The organism is Eubacterium sp. An11 (assembly GCF_002161065.1).
Classification (GTDB): domain Bacteria; phylum Bacillota; class Clostridia; order Lachnospirales; family Lachnospiraceae; genus Anaerobutyricum; species Anaerobutyricum faecale.
Genome location: NZ_NFLV01000001.1, coordinates 1 through 20,241 on the forward strand (window position 1 = coordinate 1; position 20,241 = coordinate 20,241).

At 49.9% G+C, this 20,241-nt stretch carries 12 protein-coding genes and 1 other annotated feature; of the genes, 6 read left to right on the plus strand and 6 right to left on the minus strand.

Features of this window, described 5'->3' with window-relative positions; translation table 11 throughout:
• Window positions 1–200 precede the first annotated feature (200 nt).
• Entirely contained in the window at window positions 201–1,202 is a 1,002-nt protein-coding gene (locus B5E53_RS00005; RefSeq protein WP_087311532.1) for a Gfo/Idh/MocA family oxidoreductase, read from the plus strand.
• A gap of 629 nt (window positions 1,203–1,831) precedes the next feature.
• Here the strand turns inward: B5E53_RS00005 and B5E53_RS00010 are convergent.
• The 5 genes from B5E53_RS00010 to B5E53_RS00035 form a co-directional block, all read right to left on the minus strand.
• Window positions 1,832–3,511: a 2-isopropylmalate synthase gene (locus B5E53_RS00010; RefSeq protein WP_087311534.1), complete on the minus strand. Its 1,680-nt coding sequence runs from the start codon at window positions 3,509–3,511 to the stop codon at window positions 1,832–1,834.
• A 281-nt stretch (window positions 3,512–3,792) separates the two neighbouring features.
• Window positions 3,793–4,116, minus strand: a binding site (T-box leader).
• Between the two features lie 49 nt (window positions 4,117–4,165).
• Window positions 4,166–6,781, minus strand: coding sequence for an FtsX-like permease family protein (locus B5E53_RS00020; RefSeq protein ID WP_087311538.1), 2,616 nt, complete (start codon window positions 6,779–6,781; stop codon window positions 4,166–4,168).
• A gap of 14 nt (window positions 6,782–6,795) precedes the next feature.
• Complete coding sequence (locus tag B5E53_RS00025; RefSeq protein WP_087311540.1) at window positions 6,796–7,461, minus strand: ABC transporter ATP-binding protein; 666 nt, start codon at window positions 7,459–7,461, stop codon at window positions 6,796–6,798.
• Window positions 7,462–7,606: 145 nt separating this feature from the next.
• Window positions 7,607–8,986: a sensor histidine kinase gene (locus tag B5E53_RS00030; protein ID WP_087311542.1), complete on the minus strand. Its 1,380-nt coding sequence runs from the start codon at window positions 8,984–8,986 to the stop codon at window positions 7,607–7,609.
• Complete coding sequence (locus B5E53_RS00035; RefSeq protein WP_343215563.1) at window positions 8,983–9,720, minus strand: LytTR family DNA-binding domain-containing protein; 738 nt, start codon at window positions 9,718–9,720, stop codon at window positions 8,983–8,985. The genes B5E53_RS00030 and B5E53_RS00035 overlap by 4 nt, the downstream gene beginning before the upstream one ends.
• A 154-nt stretch (window positions 9,721–9,874) precedes the next feature.
• Between B5E53_RS00035 and B5E53_RS00040 the strand changes: the two genes are divergently transcribed.
• On the plus strand, window positions 9,875–11,218 hold the full coding sequence (locus B5E53_RS00040; RefSeq protein WP_087312173.1) for a chloride channel protein: 1,344 nt from the start codon (window positions 9,875–9,877) through the stop codon (window positions 11,216–11,218).
• 151 nt (window positions 11,219–11,369) lie between these two features.
• Window positions 11,370–13,997 (plus strand): pyruvate, phosphate dikinase, encoded by a 2,628-nt coding sequence (gene ppdK / locus B5E53_RS00045; RefSeq protein ID WP_087311546.1) that lies wholly within the window; start codon window positions 11,370–11,372, stop codon window positions 13,995–13,997.
• Between the two features lie 216 nt (window positions 13,998–14,213).
• Here the strand turns inward: ppdK and crcB are convergent, their stop codons facing one another.
• Window positions 14,214–14,576, minus strand: a complete 363-nt coding sequence (gene crcB / locus B5E53_RS00050) for a fluoride efflux transporter CrcB (RefSeq protein WP_087311548.1) — start codon at window positions 14,574–14,576, stop codon at window positions 14,214–14,216.
• 309 nt (window positions 14,577–14,885) lie between these two features.
• On the opposite strand from crcB, the gene B5E53_RS00055 reads away from it, so the two are divergent.
• The 3 genes from B5E53_RS00055 (at window position 14,886) to B5E53_RS19000 (ending at window position 20,214) form a co-directional block, all read left to right on the plus strand.
• Window positions 14,886–15,425 carry a Uma2 family endonuclease gene (locus B5E53_RS00055; RefSeq protein WP_204245475.1) on the plus strand — a complete coding sequence of 180 codons (540 nt, stop codon included), beginning with the start codon at window positions 14,886–14,888 and terminating at the stop codon, window positions 15,423–15,425.
• 70 nt (window positions 15,426–15,495) lie between these two features.
• Window positions 15,496–16,155: a chloramphenicol acetyltransferase gene (locus B5E53_RS00060; protein ID WP_087311552.1), complete on the plus strand. Its 660-nt coding sequence runs from the start codon at window positions 15,496–15,498 to the stop codon at window positions 16,153–16,155.
• A 300-nt stretch (window positions 16,156–16,455) separates the two neighbouring features.
• Window positions 16,456–20,214: an alpha-mannosidase gene (locus tag B5E53_RS19000; RefSeq protein WP_087311554.1), complete on the plus strand. Its 3,759-nt coding sequence runs from the start codon at window positions 16,456–16,458 to the stop codon at window positions 20,212–20,214.
• Window positions 20,215–20,241: the final 27 nt, after the last annotated feature.

Sequence of the window (20,241 nt, forward strand, 5' to 3'; positions counted from 1 at the left end):
GAGAGGTATATGGTCTGGATCCTGCTCAGGCTGAGTAACTATCAATAGGTGGCTCCGTTAGTCCGGACAGGTGGCTCTCGCCACACCGGACTGGCGGCTCCGCCGCACCGTAATATTCAGTAGGAATGGATTGCGCTCTTCGGGTTGAATAGATATAATGAAACACACATTGTATTTTTGAGGAAAGGCAGGACAACAATATGATAAATATTGCATCCGATAAGAAAGAATTAAACTGGGCGGTTCTGGGAACCGGCGTCATTGCCAATCAGATGGCTTCCGCGCTCCATGACATGGACCGGCAGCTTTACGGCGTGGCTAACCGCACCTATGAGAAAGCCGTTACATTTGCAGAAAAATATGGAGTAAAAAAAGTGTTTCCGACCTATGAATCCGTTTTTGATGACCCGGAAGTGGATGTGGTTTACATCACAACGCCCCATAACACCCATTATCCATATATGAAGGCGGCGCTGGAGCATGGAAAGCATCTCTTTGTGGAGAAATCCATCACTTTAAACAGCAGAGAATTATCAGAAATGCGGGAGCTGGCGGAGAAAAACGGCCTGGTGCTGGCGGAGGCCATGACCATCTGGCATATGCCGTTATATAAGAAGCTGTGGCAGATTGTGGACAGCGGACGTCTTGGCAAGGTACAGATGATCACCATGAACTTCGGCAGTTTCAAAGAATACGATATGAATAACCGTTTCTTCAATATGAATCTGGCGGGTGGAGCGCTGCTGGATATCGGCGTCTACGCCTTGAGCATTGTCCGCAGTTTCATGGACAGCTGTCCGGACAGAATCCTCAGCCAGATGAAGCCGTCTCCGACGGGCTCCGATGAACAGGCAACCATGCTGCTCATGAACAAAGAAGGCCAGATGGCGACGGTGGCGCTGTCCATGCATTCCAAACAGCCAAAACGCGCCATAATCAGCTGCGAGAAAGCCTATATCGAGATCATGGAATATCCCCGCGCCGATCGTGCGGTCATCGTGGATGCGGAGACCGGCGAGCGGGAGGAGATTGTGGAAGGCAGCACAGCAAATGCACTCCAGTATGAGATGATGGATATGGAGGCCGCCATCCTGGAAGGAAAAACCGACGCGATGCGTCTGTCCGATTCCTGCGACGTGATGGATATGATGACCGGACTTCGGAAAGAGTGGGGCATGAAATATCCGGGAGAGGAGTGGTAATTGGGATTTGTAAAGATGGTAACAGCTATCTGTTCAGACAGACAATGACGTAAGGGCACATACGGATTCGCCCGTCTCGGCCCTCAGTCGGACTGACCAGGGGTATCCTTGTGAGATATCTTTCCCAGTCCTCCCTCACAGCTCGCGGTCGAAAGCCGTATGTGTCCAAAACGTCATCTGCCTGTTGAAAAGCCTTTGTTCCACCTTTACAAAAATCCTGTGCTACGCTGACAAAACAGCAGGCTATGGCTACAGACGAATAGCGCATACCAAAATTTATGATCGTGTCTGTCTGGCATGAACCAGCAGAGCAGGCCGCACAGGTAGCTTTCCTGTCGGTTTGAATCAGGTATTTTTGTTATCATCGATGGAACCGTTTAACGGTCAACGACTGCCACAACCTGTTGTTTCGCCAGGGTAGCCAGGATTCTTGTAAATCTCTATGCACACAGACTGCCTTGTCTTCGGTAAAGCAGCCTTCTGTGGGCTGTAAAGAGATTTACAAATCCCCATTTGGAAAATATCCTCATGGAAAGGAAACTACCAAAAAAGGAGCCTATCCTGTGTCCAAACGACACATGGATAAGCTCCTTTCAAATTGCCAACTATTTTATCTGATTATTTTTTAATCATTTCTTTGCATCAATATCTTTCATATATCTGTTCACTGCACTGATCAATGCGATAACGGAAGCATTGATGATATCGTTATCGATGCCTACGCCCCAGTAAGTCTTGTCGTTGGTGGCGTCGATGGCAACGTAAGCGCAGGCTTTGGAACTGGAACCGGTCTCCAGAGCGTGCTCTTCGTAAGTGGAGATAATGTAGTCAATCTCGGAGTGACGTTTTAAGGCGTTGCTGACAGCGTCCAGACGGCCGTTTCCTTTGCCGTGATATACTTTGTGAACGTCGTATTTGTCGATGGTCAGCTCGGTCTGAATGCCGCCGTCTTTCTGCTCGAAATGTACTTCCTTGAACTCGATCGGGCTTGTGATGTTGACGTATTTCTCTTTAAATACTTTAAGCACTTCTTCCGGCTGCAATTCTTTGTGAGCGTGATCGGAGACGTCTTTGACTGTGTAGCCCACTTCTTCCCGCATCTGTGTTGGAATACGGAGACCGTAGGTTTTATTTAATAAGAATCCGATGCCGCCCTTGCCGGACTGGCTGTTGATACGGATAACGTCGGCTTCGTATTCGCGGCCCAGATCCTTCGGATCGATGGCAAGATAAGGAACCGTCCACTTGTCGCAGTTGTGAGTCTCTCTCCAGGTCATGCCCTTGGCGATAGCATCCTGATGGGAGCCGGAGAAGGCAGCGAAGACCAGTTTGCCGGCGTATGGCTGTCTCTCGTAAACGTGCATGCGGGTTACTTTTTCGTATTCTTCCACGATGGCCGGCAGATTGCTGAAGTCCAGTTTCGGATCAACGCCGTGGGAGAACATGTTTAATGCCAGAGTGACGATATCCACATTTCCGGTACGCTCGCCGTTGCCGAATAAGGTACCTTCCACACGGTCTGCGCCAGCAAGGACAGCCAGCTCTGCGTCAGCGACGCCGGTACCGCGGTCGTTGTGCGGATGGACGGATAATACGACGCTGTCTCTGTATTTTAAGTTGTCGCTCATGAACTCGATCTGGCTGGCGTACACATGCGGCATGGAGTGGGAGACAGTAACAGGCAGGTTGATGATGGTCGGCCAGTCTTTGGTTGGTTTCCACACATCCAGTACGGCGTTGCAGATATCAAGAGCAAAGTCCATCTCTGTTCCGGTAAAGCTTTCCGGAGAATATTCAAAGCGGTAGTTTCCACCATCTTCTTCAGTGAGACGTTTTAATAATTCTGCGCCGTCCACAGCGATCTTGATGATATCTTCTTTGGATTTCTTGAAGACCTGTTCTCTCTGTGCCACGGAAGTGGAGTTGTACAGATGGACAACAGCCTGTTTTGCGCCTTTGATAGCCTCAAAAGTCTTTTTGATGATGTGCTCTCTGGCCTGGGTCAGCACCTGGATGGTCACGTCATCCGGGATCAGATTCTGCTCGATCAGGGTACGGCAGAATTCGTATTCGGTCTCGGAAGCGGCAGGGAAGCCTACTTCGATTTCTTTGAATCCGATTTTTACCAGTAATTTGAAGAACTCAATCTTTTCTTCCAGGCTCATCGGAATGATCAATGCCTGGTTGCCGTCACGAAGATCGACGGAACACCAGATCGGCGGTTTCTCGATATGATCTTTTTCTACCCATTTGTGTGTATGTGTCGGTGACGGGAAATACATTGGTTTGTACTTATCTGCATGCTGCATAATTCATGATCCTCCTTCATAAAATGTGCGCCAGGCGCGATGATAAAAATGTTTTGCAATTTATCCGTGATAAGGACCGGCGTGAGATGGCTTTATGGGGTGCACAGCCGCTGTCCGGATTACCATATAGCATAGAATCCTGCTGCGCAGGATTCTTCGCCTGCGGCGGGACGCATAAGCGTCGTATTTCTATTCCGCCGCAGTGCAATCCTGCCTGGAAGGCTTTTTTCATAAAAATTCCACTGGGATTTTTATGAAAAAAAACCGCCTCTTTCTGAAAAGAAAGAGACGGAGAAAACTCACGCGGTACCACTCTTATTCATACAAAATGTATGCGCTCATCACAGATACGGACTTAAAAAGTCTTATATCCTCCTGCTGTAACGGTCAGGCTCCGGCTATGCCTACTGCATTCTGCGCTCTTTCCTTATCTGTATTCACTGCAGTTATGATATATACATGCAATTACAGAAGAGCTTCCTGAACGAATGCGGTTCAGCACGCTGCTCAGAGGCGAGTTCAAATCTGTCCTGCAGCCGCTTCACACCAGCCAGCGGCTCTCTGCATACATTCGGGATTCTACTATTCCTCGTCTTCGCATTTGACTGTTTTACTTTAGCACGAAATGAAAAGGGTGTCAACACCAAAATTCCATTAATCCACAGCCCGAAGCCGTTCCACAATGCTGTCTTTTTCCAGGTTTCTGAAGCAGAGATATGGAAGAAGGACGGCGAAGATCAGCAGCACGGGCGTGCAGATGATCAGCGGCAGCAGCGTGAACTGGAAGGTGGTGAAGCCGCCGGCGGTTAAGGCCCGGACGATGACTCCCACGGTGAAGGTACTTAAGATGTAGGAGATGACCAGAGTGATGCCGGCGTAGTACAGACCTTCAAAGGTGAGCATTTTCCGGAGCTGTCCTTTGGTCATGCCGATGCTCTGGATCATGGCAAATTCCCGGCGGCGGGAGATGATGGCCGTCACCATGCTGTTGATAAAGTTCAGTACACCCACCAGAGCGATGACGATGCTGATGGAGTAGCCAATGACGGAAGAGGAGCGGCGCTCGTCTTCATACTGCTTTGCCATGGTCTGACGGGAGGTGATGGACATGCCGGAGGCGTAGGTCTGCTGGTAGTCGGTCAGCAAGTCGGAGGCCTCGTCGATGCCGGAATCCTCCACGTTGAAGTAATATTTACGCAGGTTGTTATCCGGCCACATCTGAGTGAAGACGTCTGCCGGTATGACAAGCTGTACATCGAAGACCGGTGTGGTGCCGGAGACCATCGGCTGCAGTGGAGAGAGGACGGCCATGACGGTGAAGGTTCGTCCGTCGATGTTGACTTCTTCTCCCACGGAGTAGGTCGGCAGTCCGGTCTGGGGTTCGGTGGACGGGCCGATGGCAAGAACATAATCGCCGGTGGCGAATTTTTCTGCGTCAAAGCTGCCGTCCAGAATATAGTTTTCGCTGGCGGCGGCGTCCAGGATCAGTCCGTCGGCGCCGTAAATGGTATGCGGCACCGCATTTCCCTGCAGAGCGGAATCAAAGACCTCTTTCCACATTGGAAAGCTCGGGTCAAAGGAAGCGTAATCGTCCAGGATTTCTTTGGTGTAATAACCGGAGAAATTGTTCCGGGCTTCTTCACTCAGCGGCATGGAAATTTCCTGGGAATACAGGCGGCCTTCTGCCTCCAGTGTGTCAAGGTTTCTGATGTCGGAGAGCAGATCTTTGCTGATGGTCTGGCTGGCCGGGTCGTAGCCGTCGACGGCGCTGTTGGTGGCGTCGTCAATCTGGAAGTCGGCGACGGTCAGGTCCATCAGGTATTTGTCCATGTCAAAGCTGGCGTTGCTGGCGTAGAAATAACTCATCAGCACCAGTCCCAGAGTGAGGGAACAGATGACCATGACGGTACGTTTCTTATTGCGCCACAGGTTGGACCATGCCATGGCGGCGATGGAGGCACCTTTTTTGGATTTTTTCTGTTTCTTTTTTATAGAAGTATCGGCGTCGGTGTAACGCAGTGCTTCCATCGGGGAAACTTTGCCTGCCCCGCGGGCCGGAAGCAGGGAGGAGCACAGCACGGTCACATAGGCGAACACGGCGGAGCCGATGAAGATAATCGGGTTGGTGGATACCACAGTGTCCGGATTATCGCCGCCGATCATCACTGGCACCAGTACGATGCCGAGAATGTAACCGATGATGAGACCGACAGGGATACCGATCAGCGACAGGCGTCCGGCCTGTCCCCGGATGATTTTTTTGATCTGTTTTTTGGTGGTTCCCAGCGTTTTCAGACGGCCGTAGAACTGGATGTCCGAGGCCACGGAAATCTGGAACACGTTATAGATAATCAGGTAGCCTGCAACGAAGACCAGGAGCATACCGGCGTAGGTGGAGAGATTTTCCATGAAAATGCTCTGCTGTACGCCCGGATCATAGGCCAGGTTGGTGGAAAATTCCACGTCGGTGATGTCGGTGTCGGAGAGCACCCTGGCAATCCGGCCTTCAATGTCATTGGCGTCCGCGAAGGTAACGCCCATCATGCGGGTACCGAGAACCTGGCCTTCCGACGGGCCGGCGGCATAATCGCAGGCGTTCAGGGCAAACTCTTTGCTGACCCATGCCATGCTGGCGTAGGAAGATTCATTTCCTTCCCAGAAACCGCACAAAGTAAATGTACTGGACGTGATTTCCGGGGAGGTGACGTCTTTCTGCCATTCCAGGGTGACGGTGGCGCCAAGCTCCGGAGTGATGCCGAGACGCTTTAAGGTCAAGGTATCGAGCGCGATCTCGTCTTCGGATTCCGGCATCCGGCCGGTTTCCGGCCAGGCAAAATCATCTCTGGCGTACTGGTCGCTTCCGTAGCGGATCTCCACCTGCCGGCCGGCCAGGGAAGTGTTCCGGGCATTGCCCAGGACAATGGAATAACCGGAATGTACCACCAGAGGATGGGCGGCGATTTTCTCGATTTCTTCGTCGGTGATGCTCTTTGTGGAGGTGCGGGCGGTGGTGCCCGACTGGCGCAGATACATTTCTGTCATATTCCGTCCCAGACTCTGGGCCAGTGTAAACAAGGTGGTAAACATCATGGTGGTCAGAACGATGGCAAGGATAGCCACCAGGTTCCGCCGCCGGTTATTCTTAAAACTGCGTCTGGACAGAGTTTTTATGATGATATTTTGCTGACCGCCCCTGCCGCGGGAAGCTGTCTGTTCAGAATCGGTGCGTTTGCGGATGATATCGTTATGATCTTGTCTTTGCTTTTCCATGTGAGTCACCGCCTTTACTCATGAATCCGTCCATCTTCGATGCGGATGGTGCGGTCTGCCTGGGCGGCGATTTCCGGGTTGTGGGTGATCATGACGATGGTCTGATGAAACTTCTCACTGGTGAGCCTTAAAAGTTCGATCACCTCATCGCTGGTCCGGCTGTCCAGATTACCGGTCGGCTCGTCGGCGAGAATGATGGCCGGTTTGCTGGCCAGAGCTCTGGCGATAGCTACCCGCTGCTGCTGGCCGCCGGAAAGGTTGTTAGGCATATTGTAAAGTTTCTGATTCAAGCCCAGCAGGGAGACGATCTCATCCACGAAAGCATCGTCCGGCTGCTTTCCATCCAGCTGAATGGGCATCACGATATTTTCATAGACGTTGAGAATGGGTACCAGATTATAATTCTGGAAGATAAAGCCGATTTTCTGGCGGCGGAACACGGTCAGTTCATCGTCGCTCATGGAGTCCAGGGTGACAGAATCCACCTGGACGCTGCCGGAAGTGGGACGATCCAGACCGCCCAGCATATTTAAGAGGGTGGATTTGCCGCTGCCGGAAGTTCCAATGATGGCGACAAACTCGCCTTCCTCAATGGAGATGCTCACATCGTTGAGCGCTTTTACAAGATTTTCTTTCTCTCCATATTGTTTCACTAAATGGGATGTGCTTAGAATACTCATATTGTCTCTCCTTTGCCTGTTTGTGATGTTTCCATTATATCGCTATACAAAAAAGAGACAATAAAGGATGCGTAAACTAATACGCAGGAGGAAAAAACTATGATTGCGGGGGATGAATTACTGTCATAAGATAAATAAATCACTTCTACGGCACCGGTATCATGATTTTTAGCACAAAGGCGCCGTCCGCACATTTTACCGTGCACTGGCCGTCGTATTTTTCCAGCGTATTTCTGATGTTGGACAGTCCGAAACCGTGGAGAAAGGCGTCATCCTTGGTGGTTTTTCCGGAGGTGTCTGTGTCCGGAAGCGCGTTGTTTTCCACCAGAATGACCAGCATGTCGCGGATGCGCCGGGCTCTGATGGTGATGACCCGGCGGGGAACCGCCAGTTTTTCACTGGCCTCGATGGCGTTGTCCAGAGCGTTGCCGAAAATAGTGCTGATATCCAGCGGGTCCAGGAAGGCACCGTCGGCGAAATGGATGACCGCAGTGAAGTCAATCTGTTTTTCTCTGGCGGTTTTCGTCTTGTCCCGGATGATGACGTCCAGATAGGCGTTGCCGGTGCGGTAATAGTTCTCGTAGGATGAGATCTGCTGCTGCAGGCGCTTGATAGAGGAACGGATGCCGCCCGGGCCGGACTGGCTGCCCTCTGTTGAGGCATTGCTTCTGCCGCCGGGACTGCCGCTTTTTGATGCATTTTCAGCAGCGGACATAGCGGCGCCAGTGTCCGGCACCGCATTTTCCAGCACCAGCAGATGATTTTTCATGTCATGATAGATCTGCCGGATGCGGGTTTCGTCCGACATTTTTTCCTCATAATAGGATTGCCGCATTTCAAGCTCCTGGGCGTGCCATGCGGTCTGCATGGCGCTGCACATGTAGGAGGCCAGGTAAATACAGCCAAAACTTGAAAAAATCGAGGCGGCACAGATGGGATATACGATGATGATCTTCTCCGGCATGAAATATATAATAGTAAAGATGGAGACCACGGAGGCCAGCATCAGGGTATCCACGATAAGCCACATGCGGTTGGTGAGAGTATAAGTGGTGTCCTGCAGATATTTCCGCAGAAACAGCCAGGCGCCGGTCCAGAAAAGCAGTCTTGCCAGCAGGGTGGCGGCGCGGATGGCACTGCTTACCTCCATGACTGCCGGCGACCAGAGGGTATCATCATTGGGCGCGCCGGTGATGCCGAAGAAAAGGAGAGCGCCGGTATCCTGCATAATGTAGTTGATGGCGATGACTGCCGGATAAAAAATCAGTACAGCGGTGAATTTTTCCACCCAGCGGCCCTGGTGGAAAAGGATTATGTAAATGCTGAATCCAATGAGAGAGCCCAGAAGGTTTGGCAGGTCATTGGAATAAATGATCACCACAGCAAAAAAACTGCAGGCAAAAAACGCCAGGATCCGCAAAAACCAATTCCGGTGTACTGGAAGAAATGTGTGCAGAATCCAGAAAAAAATAAAAACATAAGCCCATTCCAGGACAAAACAAAGAATATTCAGAAAATGTGTCATAGCATATCTCCCCAGTAATCCGTCAGCTGTTCCATAAATGCCTTCCGGCGCGGCTGGCTGATGGGTATTTTTTCTCCGGTGATCAGAGTGATCTCCAGCTTTTTGACGCCTTTTACATAGGCCAGATTGATGAGGTAGCTGGTGTGGCAGCGGGCAAAACTGCTGCCCTGAAGTCGTTTTTCCATTTCCTTCATGCTGCGGTAGCAGAGGATACTTTCTTGTTCTGTATGGAACAGAAGATTTCGGTTATAAGTTTCCACGTAGCGGAGATTTTTGAGGATCACCTTATATTTGCCTGTGTCGTTGGAAATGATCAGAGCCGGCTCTGTTTCCTGATGGCGCCTTCGGATAAACTTATCAAGCTCCGCCTTGAGCCGACCGTACTGCAGCGGTTTGATGATATAGTTGGCGGCCTGGTACTTATAGCCTTCCAGTCCGTATTGAGCCAGGGTAGTCAGAAAAATGATGCCGACGCTCTCGTCCTTTTCGCGGATGCGCCGGGCGGCCCGCAGTCCGTCTACCATTTTCATCTGTATGTCCAGAAAAATCAAATCGAAAGACGGGTCGTATTTTTCAATGAGATCAAGCCCGTCATAGAAAATGGAAGTTTTGATCTCCTCACCGGTTTCCAGAATGTACTGCGAAAGCAGTTCTTCCAGATGATGTACAAAAGTTTTTTCGTCGTCGCAGATGGCAATGTGAAGCACTCCCTTATGTCCTCTCTTTCTGTGCAAACTGCATTTATTATAACGGCTCAGGGGCGATTTCTCAAGGGGGGGGGTAGAGGTGATTTTTTAGAAAATGTATGGTACTATTTTGTTATGATGCAGGATGTGCGAAACGGAAACTGTGAAGAAAAATATTTTATGTTATGGTGGGAATAAGACAATGGAAGAGAAGATCAAAGAAAAAATCAAACAGATACAGCATCAGATCAAAGATGTGGAGATTCATTATCTGAAATTAATGGGATTTAATTTGAAGACCGGTCTGCTCTGGATGATCCGGGCCTTCATCGTGGGCCTGGTGGTGGGTGGTTTCAGCAGCGTGTTTACCCTGGGACTGGGGTGGGTCACCGAAGTGAGGAAGGAATATCCTTTCTTACTTTTCTTACTGCCGGCCGGCGGTCTGCTGATCGTGTGGCTGTACCGGCTTTGCGGCATGAAAAAAGATACTGGTACTAATCTGCTGATCACGGCGGTACACAACAGCCAGCAGAACGTGCCCGTTTATCTGGCGCCTCTCATTTTTGGAGCTACGCTGATCACCCATCTGTTCGGCGGTTCCGCCGGCCGGGAAGGGGCGGCTCTGCAGATGGGCGGAAGCCTGGGCAATACTCTGGGCAGGCTGCTCCATCTCCACGAGGGAGACCGGAAGATCCTGATGATGAGCGGCATGAGTGCAGCTTTTTCCGCGGTGTTTGGAACGCCCATGGCGGCAGCCATCTTTCCCATGGAAATGATCAGCGTGGGAATCATGCAGTATTCGGCCTTGCTGCCCTGCGTATTTGCGTCGCTGGTGGCCAGTCAGTTTGCCCTTAACCTGGGGATTTATCCGGAAGCGTATCATGTGACAGGAATTCCGGCGGTCACCTTTGAAAGTTTTGGAAAGCTGGTGCTGCTGGGCATCCTCTGCGCGGTGGTCAGCGTTCTTTTCTGCAATTTCCTCCGGGGAGCCAATTATTTTTATGGGAAATATTTTAAAAATCCATACATAAGGGTCATCGTCGGAGGTGTGCTGGTTATTGTTTTAACGATGCTGGTGGGGAATTTTGATTATAATGGGGCTGGAACGGAGCTCATCGAGCGTGCCATCGAACACGGCGAGACGCCGGCATACGCCTTTCTTCTGAAAATGCTGTTTACTTCCCTGACACTGGCGGCAGGTTTTAAGGGCGGTGAGATCGTGCCGTCTTTCTGTACCGGAGCTGCTTTCGGCTGTCTGTACGGCAACCTCATGGGAATCTCTCCTTCCCTGTGCGCGGCCCTGGGCATGACGGCGGTGTTCTGCGGCGTTACCAACTGTCCGATTACCTCCATGCTCATCGGCTTTGAGCTGTTCGGATTTGAGGGGGCAGTGTTCATTCTTCTGGTGATTTCTGTCAGCTATCTGTTCTCCGGATACCGGGGACTTTACCGGGAACAGATCATCGTTTATTCCAAATATCACCCGAAATATATCAATCGATTGTCAGGTGATGAAAGCTTTGACGGGAAAGATTATGAGGAATGAGAAAAAAAGGCGATTCAGATATAAGATTTTTAACAATATTTCGTGAAAAATATGGCGCTCTAATTTTTTTTGTGCTATAATAGTTGCGCATGTGAGGAATCATGTGCGTTACGTGTGCAGAATATAGATAATTTTTTAAGGAGGAACAACAATGGCAAAAAAATGGGTATACCTGTTTACCGAAGGCGATGCCTCAATGAGAAATCTTCTCGGCGGCAAAGGCGCTAACCTTGCTGAGATGACAAACATTGGTCTGCCTGTACCTCAGGGTTTCACCATCACAACTGAGGCGTGTACACAGTACTATGAAGACGGAAGACAGATTAACGATGAGATCCAGGCACAGATCATGGAGTACATCACAAAGATGGAAGAGATCACCGGAAAGAAATTCGGTGATAAAGAGAACCCTCTTCTGGTTTCCGTTCGTTCCGGTGCTCGTGCTTCCATGCCAGGTATGATGGACACCATCCTGAACCTTGGTTTAAATGAAGACGTTGTAGAAGTATTGGCTGCAAAATCCGGCAATCCTCGCTGGGCTTGGGACTGCTACAGAAGATTCATCCAGATGTATTCTGACGTAGTTATGGAAGTAGGTAAAAAATACTTCGAAGAATTAATCGACAAAATGAAAGCAGAAAAAGGCGTAACACAGGACGTTGACCTTACTGCTGATGACTTAAAAGAGCTGGCTTCCCAGTTCAAAGCTGAATATAAAGAGAAGATCGGGGAAGATTTCCCTACAGATCCGAAGGAACAGTTAATGGGCGCGATCAAAGCCGTATTCCGTTCCTGGGATAACCCACGTGCTAACGTATACCGTCGTGACAACGATATCCCATACAGCTGGGGTACTGCTGTTAACGTACAGAGCATGGCATTTGGTAACATGGGTGATGACTGTGGTACTGGTGTTGCATTTACCCGTGATCCTGCTACAGGCGAGAAGAAGCTGATGGGTGAGTTCTTAACAAACGCACAGGGCGAAGACGTAGTTGCCGGTGTTCGTACACCAATGCCGATCGCTCAGATGGAAGAGAAGTTCCCGGAAGCATTCGCACAGTTCAAACAGGTTTGCAAGACTCTGGAAGATCACTACAGAGATATGCAGGACATGGAGTTCACTGTTGAGAACAAGAAGCTGTACATGTTACAGACACGTAATGGTAAGAGAACTGCACAGGCAGCTTTAAAGATTGCCTGCGATTTAGTAGATGAGGGAATGAGAACAGAAGAAGAAGCTGTTGCAATGATCGACCCTCGTAACCTTGACACATTATTACATCCTCAGTTTGATGCAGAAGCATTAAAGAAAGCTGTTCCGATGGCAAAAGCCCTTGGTGCATCACCAGGAGCTGCCTGCGGTAAGATCGTTTTCACAGCAGAAGATGCAAAAGAATGGGCAGAAAGAGGAGAAAAAGTTATCCTTGTTCGTCTGGAGACATCTCCGGAAGATATCGAAGGTATGAAGAGTGCCGAAGGTATCCTGACAGTTCGTGGTGGTATGACATCTCACGCAGCCGTTGTTGCCCGTGGTATGGGTGAGTGCTGTGTATCCGGATGTGGCGACATCATCATGGACGAAGAGAACAAGAAGTTCACTCTGAACGGTAAAGAGTTCCACGAAGGAGATTACATTTCTCTGGATGGTTCCACAGGTAACATCTACGATGGCATCATCCCTACTGTAGACGCTACTATCGCCGGTGAGTTCGGACGTATCATGGCATGGGCTGACAAGTACAGAACCATGGGTGTTCGTACTAACGCTGATACACCTGCAGACGCTAAGAGAGCTCGTGAGCTGGGCGCTGAAGGTATCGGTCTTTGCCGTACAGAGCATATGTTCTTCGGTGGCGAGAGAATCGACGCATTCCGTGAGATGATCTGCGCTGACACTGTAGAAGAAAGAGAAGCTGCTCTTGAGAAGATCCTTCCATACCAGCAGGGAGACTTCGAACAGTTATTCGAAGCAATGGAAGGCAACCCTGTAACGATCCGTTTCCTGGATCCGCCTCTGCATGAGTTCGTTCCTCAGACAGAAGAAGATATCAAGAAACTGGCTGACGCTCAGGGCAAGACTGTAGAAGACATCAAAGCGATCATCGAAGGACTCAAAGAGTTCAACCCAATGATGGGACATCGTGGATGCCGTCTGACAGTAACTTATCCGGAAATCGCTGTTATGCAGACAAAAGCTGTTATCCGTGCAGCAATGAATGTAAAAGAGAAACATCCGGATTGGAACATTGTTCCTGAAATCATGATCCCATTAGTAGGCGAATTAAAAGAGCTGAAATATGTGAAGAACATCGTTGTTAAGACAGCTGACGCTGAGATCGCAGCAAAAGGTGTTGACCTCAAATACGAAGTTGGTACCATGATCGAGATTCCTCGTGCCGCATTACTGGCAGACCAGATCGCAAAAGAAGCTGAGTTCTTCTGCTTCGGTACAAACGACTTAACACAGATGACATTCGGCTTCTCCCGTGACGATGCCGGCAAGTTCCTGGATGCTTACTACGACGCTAAGATCTTCGAGAACGATCCATTCGCAAAACTCGACCAGGATGGCGTTGGTAAGTTAATGGATATGGCAGTGAAATTAGGTAAAGGCCAGAGAGCTGACCTCCACTGCGGTATCTGTGGCGAGCACGGCGGAGACCCATCTTCCGTAGAATTCTGCTACAAGATTGGTCTTGACTATGTATCCTGCTCACCATTCCGTGTACCGATCGCTCGTCTGGCAGCAGCACAGGCAGCTATCGCTGGTAAATAATTCCAGCAGTTTGCGGATTATAAGTGCATAGAGTATGATATTGGCAGCGTCCTGCTCTTCGGAGCAGGGCGCTGTTTTCTTTTATCGAATTGTACGATATTTATCAGGGAAGTTTATAAAGATGGTCCATCTTACAGGAAATTTTGAATCGCTGTGAAAAGAAGATTTCTGATTTAGATGATGGAATTTTTGCTGATGAAGTGCAAGAAAATATCATCATGCGATGAGTTTCTGCGCTGCGAACACTGCCAGAATTCCACAGATAATGCTCAGCAAAACGTATGGGGCGGCGGTTGCGGCTGCTCCTTTGGCCAGCAGTTGGTCCGTTTCCAGAGCAAAAGAAGAAAACGTCGTAAATCCTCCGCAGATTCCCACTTTCAAAAACAGTACAAGTCTCGGATTCAGTGTATATTTGGCGGCGAGTGCTGCCACGAGACCGATGATAAAAGAACCAATCACATTGATTAAAAATGTTTTCACAGGGAAACCATTTTCCGGAGTCAGCGGAACCATTCCCACCAGATGTCTGAGGATTGCTCCCAGCGCACCTCCGGCTCCCACGATCAGACATTCAAGCATAGGACACCTCCTGTTATAGTATTTTATAGCAGTTATCTGCGAAACGCCTTGCCCGTAAAAATCATACATTTTTTTTGAAATGAAAAATACAGGCGGTTTCGCAGCAAACCAGATAATAATAGGATATCTGATGTCTAAAATCAATCTTTTTTTACTTTCTGATTTTAAATTTTCTTTGTCGATGGGTGACAGATTCTGCCGGGCTGAAAAAAGATGGTCATTGCATTTTGTAAAAAGAAAATCATTACATTTTGTAAATTGCACAGCAAATTGATTTTTGCTATACTTAATACAATCAATCAGGAGGTGATGGTAATGTTGGCAAAAGCAAATAGTTACACTGTGGATGCGATTTACGATCTGCCGGAAGGCCAGAGAGCGGAATTGATTGACGGGCAGATGTATATGATGGCTCCGCCAGGTACAAGGCATCAGAGAATAGTCAGCATGTTACATGCAGCGATATATAATTATATAAAATCTCACGGAGGGAGCTGTGAAGTTTTTCCTGCGCCGTTCGCTGTATTTTTAAATGCGGATAACAAAAATTATGTGGAACCTGACATCAGCGTCATCTGTGATAAAGATAAGATTGATGAGAAGGGGTGTAACGGCGCGCCGGACTGGGTTATTGAGGTGGTGTCTCCCGGCAGCAGAAGAATAGACTATTTTATAAAATTATTCAAATACAGAACGGCAGGTGTGAGAGAATACTGGATTGTGGATCCGGAGAAAGAACGTATTACGGTCTACAACTTTGAAGAGGAAGACGGAGCAGATTATGATTTCGATGATAAAGTGAGGTCCTGTATTTATGCTGATTTAGAAATTGATTTTGCCGGAATCTGAAAAAAGTATTTGAAGACTGTGAAAAATGGTATAGAAATGGTTATATATCAGAAACGCAGGGGGAATGGTTATGAACACTTACAGAAAAATAGACATGGCATCCTGGCCGCGCCGGGAACATTACAAATATTATACCGAGAGATTAAAGGTGGAGTACAGCATCACAGCTTCTGTGGATATCACGAAGCTGCTGGAATTCTGCCACGCAGGCGGGTACAGATTTTATCCGACGATGATTTATCTGGTGACGAAGGTGGTCAATGAGATTGAGAATTTCCGGATGTTTCTGGACGGGGAGGGCAGCCTCTGCGTGTGGGACCGGGTGATTCCCAGCTACACCATTTTCCATGAGGATGACAAGACGTTTTCTGACTGCTGGTCGGAATATTCCGGGGATTTTGATACATTTTACCGGACCATCACGAAGGATATGGAGAAGTATAAAAATGTAAAGGGAATCAAGGCCAGAAAGAATCAGCCGGCGAATTTCTACTGTATATCCTGCGCGCCGTGGACGGCCTTTACCAGCTACACCAGCAGAGTGCCAAACGGGGAACCGTCGTATTTTCCGATTATCACCATCGGAAAGTATGAGACCCACGAGGGAAAGACAACGGCGCCTGTGAACCTGACTATCGCTCATGCGGTGTGCGACGGATATCATTCCGGTCTTTTCTTTGAGAAGCTTCAGGAGGCTGTCAATGCCATTGGGCAGGATGAGGGGAAATGAGCCGGAGTTATGAAAGAGGCTGGCAGATATATAGAATGTGCTTCGCCAGGTGCGGAAAAAACGTAGAATCCGCCTTCAGCGGCAGAAAATATAGTGCCTTTTTTCCCTCAGAAACAAAAAAGAAAATTGTGCAGCTCTTCAGGTTGTTGTAAGATACAATTACGCAATCTGGAGATTTTTATGTATTATGGGATGTTCCCCTGGAACTCCTGTAATCAAAGCTTTCCGGACATGATACACGCTCGCGCAGGCAGAAATGTGCCATGAGCCGGAACTTACAGATCAGGAGGAGTATATCAAATGTTTTTTACAGTGGAAAAGTTTCAGAGAAGAGTGGAGGAACTGGGCAGAAGGCGGTATTTCGGGATGCGGTGCGTCGCTCCCTTTGCGGCCGTTCCGGGAACGCTGGGAGAGGACGAGCATTATCACGGAGCGCCGCCGGAGATCATCTCAGCTATTCAGGAGCCGCCGGTCACGGAGTTTGGACTCCATGACTTCTTCGTGGGGCGGGACCGGTATCTCTGGATGGAAAAGGAGCTGGTTCTTCCTCCGGTGAAAGAAGGCTGCCGGGTAGTGGGACTGTTTGATTTTGGAGAGACCGGAGACGGCAACAACAGCGGATTTGAGTCACTGTTGTATCTGGACGGGCATCCCTATCAGGGCGTGGACACCAATCATAAAGAAGTTCTTTTTACAGGAAAAGAGGGAGAGAAAACTAAGATCACCTTTCTGCTCTGGACCGGATTGGAGGGCGGCGGTCCGCACCGCACCTTTTATCACCAGTGCCGGCAGGCGGATGTGGGATATCTGCATAATAATACCGATGAAATGTACCATCTGGCAAAGGCGGTGACGGAGACGCTGCGGATTCTGCCGGAAGATGATGTGAATTACGCAGGGCTTACAGCGGCTTTGGACCGGGCTCTTTTGTGTATTGACTGGGACGAGGAAGCGGCCGGGAGTGGGAATGTTGCCTGGAGGCAGAAGACCGTATCGGAAAACGGTATAATCCCAAGGGAGGATATCGCCGGGAATGAAGCGATGGCTGACCGAAGAAATATGGAACAAGCCTCTTCATTTTACACTTCTGTTGACCGAGCGTATCAGGTGCTGATGGACGGATTATCCTGCATGGAGAAACATACGAATGTCACCGTCCATGCAGTAGGGCACACTCACATCGATGTGGCGTGGCTATGGAGACTGAAACATACGAGGGAGAAGGCGCAGCGGTCGTTTGCTACGGTTCTGCGTCTCATGGAGGAAGACGAGGATTACATTTTCCTGCAGACCCAGCCACAGTTGTATCAGTATGTCAAAGAGGACTGCCCGGAGCTCTATGAGAGAATCCGGCAGAAGGTGAAAGAAGGAAAATGGGAGCCGGACGGCGGCATGTGGGTGGAGGCCGACTGTAATATCCCGTCGGGGGAATCGCTGGTGCGACAGTTCCTCCACGGTACCCGTTTTTTTGAGCGGGAGTTCGGGAAGAAATGCGAGTATCTCTGGCTGCCGGATGTGTTTGGCTACAGCTGGGCGCTGCCGCAGATTCTGAAACTCTGCGAGATTGATACATTTATGACGACCAAAATCAGCTGGAACCAGTTCAATTCGATTCCCAATGATCTGTTCTGGTGGCGGGGCATTGACGGCACAGAGATACTCACCTATTTTGTCAATACGCCGGACGAAGGCCGGGAGATGACGGACCGGTTTTCCACGTACAACGGGTATATGAATCCCCGGTCTGTCCTTGGCAGCTGGAAGAAGTTCCGCAATAAAGATATCAGCCGGGACACGCTGATTTCTTACGGCTATGGCGACGGAGGCGGCGGTGTCAACCGGGAGATGCTTGCCATGCGCCGGGCCATGGATGTGGTGCCGGGACTGCCGAATGTGAAATCCGGTACAGCCGGAGCGTTTTTCCGGAAAATGCACGAAAATGTGGAGAATACTGACCGGTATGTGCATACCTGGGACGGGGAGCTCTATCTGGAGTATCACCGGGGAACATACACTTCCCAGGCGTATAATAAAAAGACAAACCGCCGTATGGAAAATAAGCTGCTGCGGGCGGAATGGCTGTCATCCCTGGCCTGGTGCCTGAACGGCGATTATCCGAAGGAAGCGTTACACGAGAGCTGGGAGTGCGTGCTGCTTCATCAGTTCCACGATATTATCCCCGGCTCATCCATCCATGAGGTCTATGAAGACTCTAAGATTAATTACGGGAAGGCGGAACGCCGGGTGGATGCCGTGCTGGAAAATGTGTTGGAACAGCTGACAGAACAGAATGAGAATTCAAATATGCTGCCAACCGGGCAGAGTGAAGATCAGGTGAGACAGCCGTTGCAACGAAGTGTGGGTTCGGGCACAGTGCCGGCCGGGCAGAGCCGGAATCCGGCTGTCCGGCTGACGGACGGCCGGCAGAGCCTGAACTTCTCCGTCTGCTCTGCCTGCAGTTTCGGCGGCAGAGAGTTGGTGACTGTGCCTGTGACAGAGCCGGGACATTTTTACGATGCGGAAGGAAATGAACTGGAAGCGGACAGAACGGCAGAAGGCTGTGAACTTCTGGTGGATGTGGAACCATTTGCTGTGAAGCATGTGACTTTCGTGCCGGAAGAAGATTTTGTGCCGGAAGGAACCTTCGTGCCGGAAGGGAGCTCTTCATCAACAGAGAAAATTTTGGCGGGTACGGGCAATATGCTTTTGACGGGTATGGGTAATATGCCAGATGCCATATATACGGCGAACCAGAGGAACACATCCCTGAAAACCGATGCGAAAAAAGCCGCCGCCTCGCAGGAGACATTTCTGTATAAAGACAACACCCTGGAGACACCGTTTTATTTCCTGTCCTGGAATGGGGAAGGCCAGCTGACACAGCTTTATGATAAGTCAGCCGGCCGCCCGGTGCTGAAAGAGGGCCAGAGAGGAAATGTGCTGGAAGTGTACGAGGATAAGCCCATGGACTTTGACGCCTGGGATATTGATATTTATTATACCCAGAAGATGGAGACCATGGGTATCTGCGAGCCGGTGCGGCTGGTGGAGCAGAATGCGTTTAAAGTGGTGCTGCGCTTTGTATACCGTTATCGCCGGTCCCGTCTGGCGCAGGATATGATCTTGTACCGGGATTCTAAGAGGATTGATTTTAAGACCCGGGTGGACTGGCATGAGGACCATCGGCTGTTGAAAACAGCTTTTTACACGGATATCCGCGCCACCAAGGCTACTTACGACACGCAGTTTGGGCATGTGGAGCGGCCGACCCACTGGAATACCAGCTGGGACTGGGCGCGGTTTGAGGTCTGCGGCCATAAGTGGGCGGATCTGTCGGAGACGGGATACGGCGTCAGTCTTTTAAATGACTGCAAATATGGTTATAGCATCAAGGATAACGCCATGAAACTGAGTCTCTTAAAAAGCGCGAAGAATCCCGACACGGAGGCGGACATGGGAGAGCATACCTTTACTTATGCTCTGTTCCCTCACGAGGGCGTGGTGACGGAGGGCGGCACCATTGAGGAGGCCTGTCGTCTGAATCTGCCGGCACAGGTTGTGGCAGGCCGGTTTAAGGATCTGCGCCGGCTGGTGAAGATATCCGGGCGGCAGGATTTTGCTGCAGGGCCGGACTGCGTAACAGGTAGTATAAATGAAAGGCCGGACTGCGGAGCAGGAAACCGGGATGCCGGATTAGACCGGGAAAAAGATCCGGAAAGAGCAGCCTCTGCTGTCCGCAGCGTTCAGATTGACGCGGTGAAAAAGGCGGAGGACGAGGACTGTCTGATTGTCCGTATGCACGAATGCCGGGGAGGCCGGGCGACGGTTGTGGTTTCCTCGGAGTTTCCGGTGGAGAGAATCGTGCCGTGTAATCTTCTGGAGCGCAGCCTTGTTTCGCAGGAGAAAAGCAGCGTCAAAAACAGCGCCGGAGCGGAAAGCAGCGGCGATGGGGAAGACGGCCGAGCCGCCGGCAGAGTGGAAAATGGTGCTGTAAACGGCAGTGAAATGGTCCTCACCTTCCATCCCTTTGAGATAAAGACGTTTAAATTTTATTTATAACAGAAGAGAAGCCGTTTTCGTCACATT

What these genes read in the sequence shown, in the direction of transcription:
- B5E53_RS00005 (WP_087311532.1), top strand. Translation starts at nt 201, where the DNA reads ATGATAAATATTGCATCCGATAAGAAAGAATTAAACTGGGCGGTTCTG.
- B5E53_RS00010 (WP_087311534.1), bottom strand. Translation starts at nt 3,511, where the DNA reads ATGCAGCATGCAGATAAGTACAAACCAATGTATTTCCCGTCACCGACA.
- B5E53_RS00020 (WP_087311538.1), bottom strand. Translation starts at nt 6,781, where the DNA reads ATGGAAAAGCAAAGACAAGATCATAACGATATCATCCGCAAACGCACC.
- B5E53_RS00025 (WP_087311540.1), bottom strand. Translation starts at nt 7,461, where the DNA reads ATGAGTATTCTAAGCACATCCCATTTAGTGAAACAATATGGAGAGAAA.
- B5E53_RS00030 (WP_087311542.1), bottom strand. Translation starts at nt 8,986, where the DNA reads ATGACACATTTTCTGAATATTCTTTGTTTTGTCCTGGAATGGGCTTAT.
- B5E53_RS00040 (WP_087312173.1), top strand. Translation starts at nt 9,875, where the DNA reads ATGGAAGAGAAGATCAAAGAAAAAATCAAACAGATACAGCATCAGATC.
- ppdK (WP_087311546.1), top strand. Translation starts at nt 11,370, where the DNA reads ATGGCAAAAAAATGGGTATACCTGTTTACCGAAGGCGATGCCTCAATG.
- crcB (WP_087311548.1), bottom strand. Translation starts at nt 14,576, where the DNA reads ATGCTTGAATGTCTGATCGTGGGAGCCGGAGGTGCGCTGGGAGCAATC.
- B5E53_RS00055 (WP_204245475.1), top strand. Translation starts at nt 14,886, where the DNA reads ATGGTAATGTTGGCAAAAGCAAATAGTTACACTGTGGATGCGATTTAC.
- B5E53_RS00060 (WP_087311552.1), top strand. Translation starts at nt 15,496, where the DNA reads ATGAACACTTACAGAAAAATAGACATGGCATCCTGGCCGCGCCGGGAA.
- B5E53_RS19000 (WP_087311554.1), top strand. Translation starts at nt 16,456, where the DNA reads ATGTTTTTTACAGTGGAAAAGTTTCAGAGAAGAGTGGAGGAACTGGGC.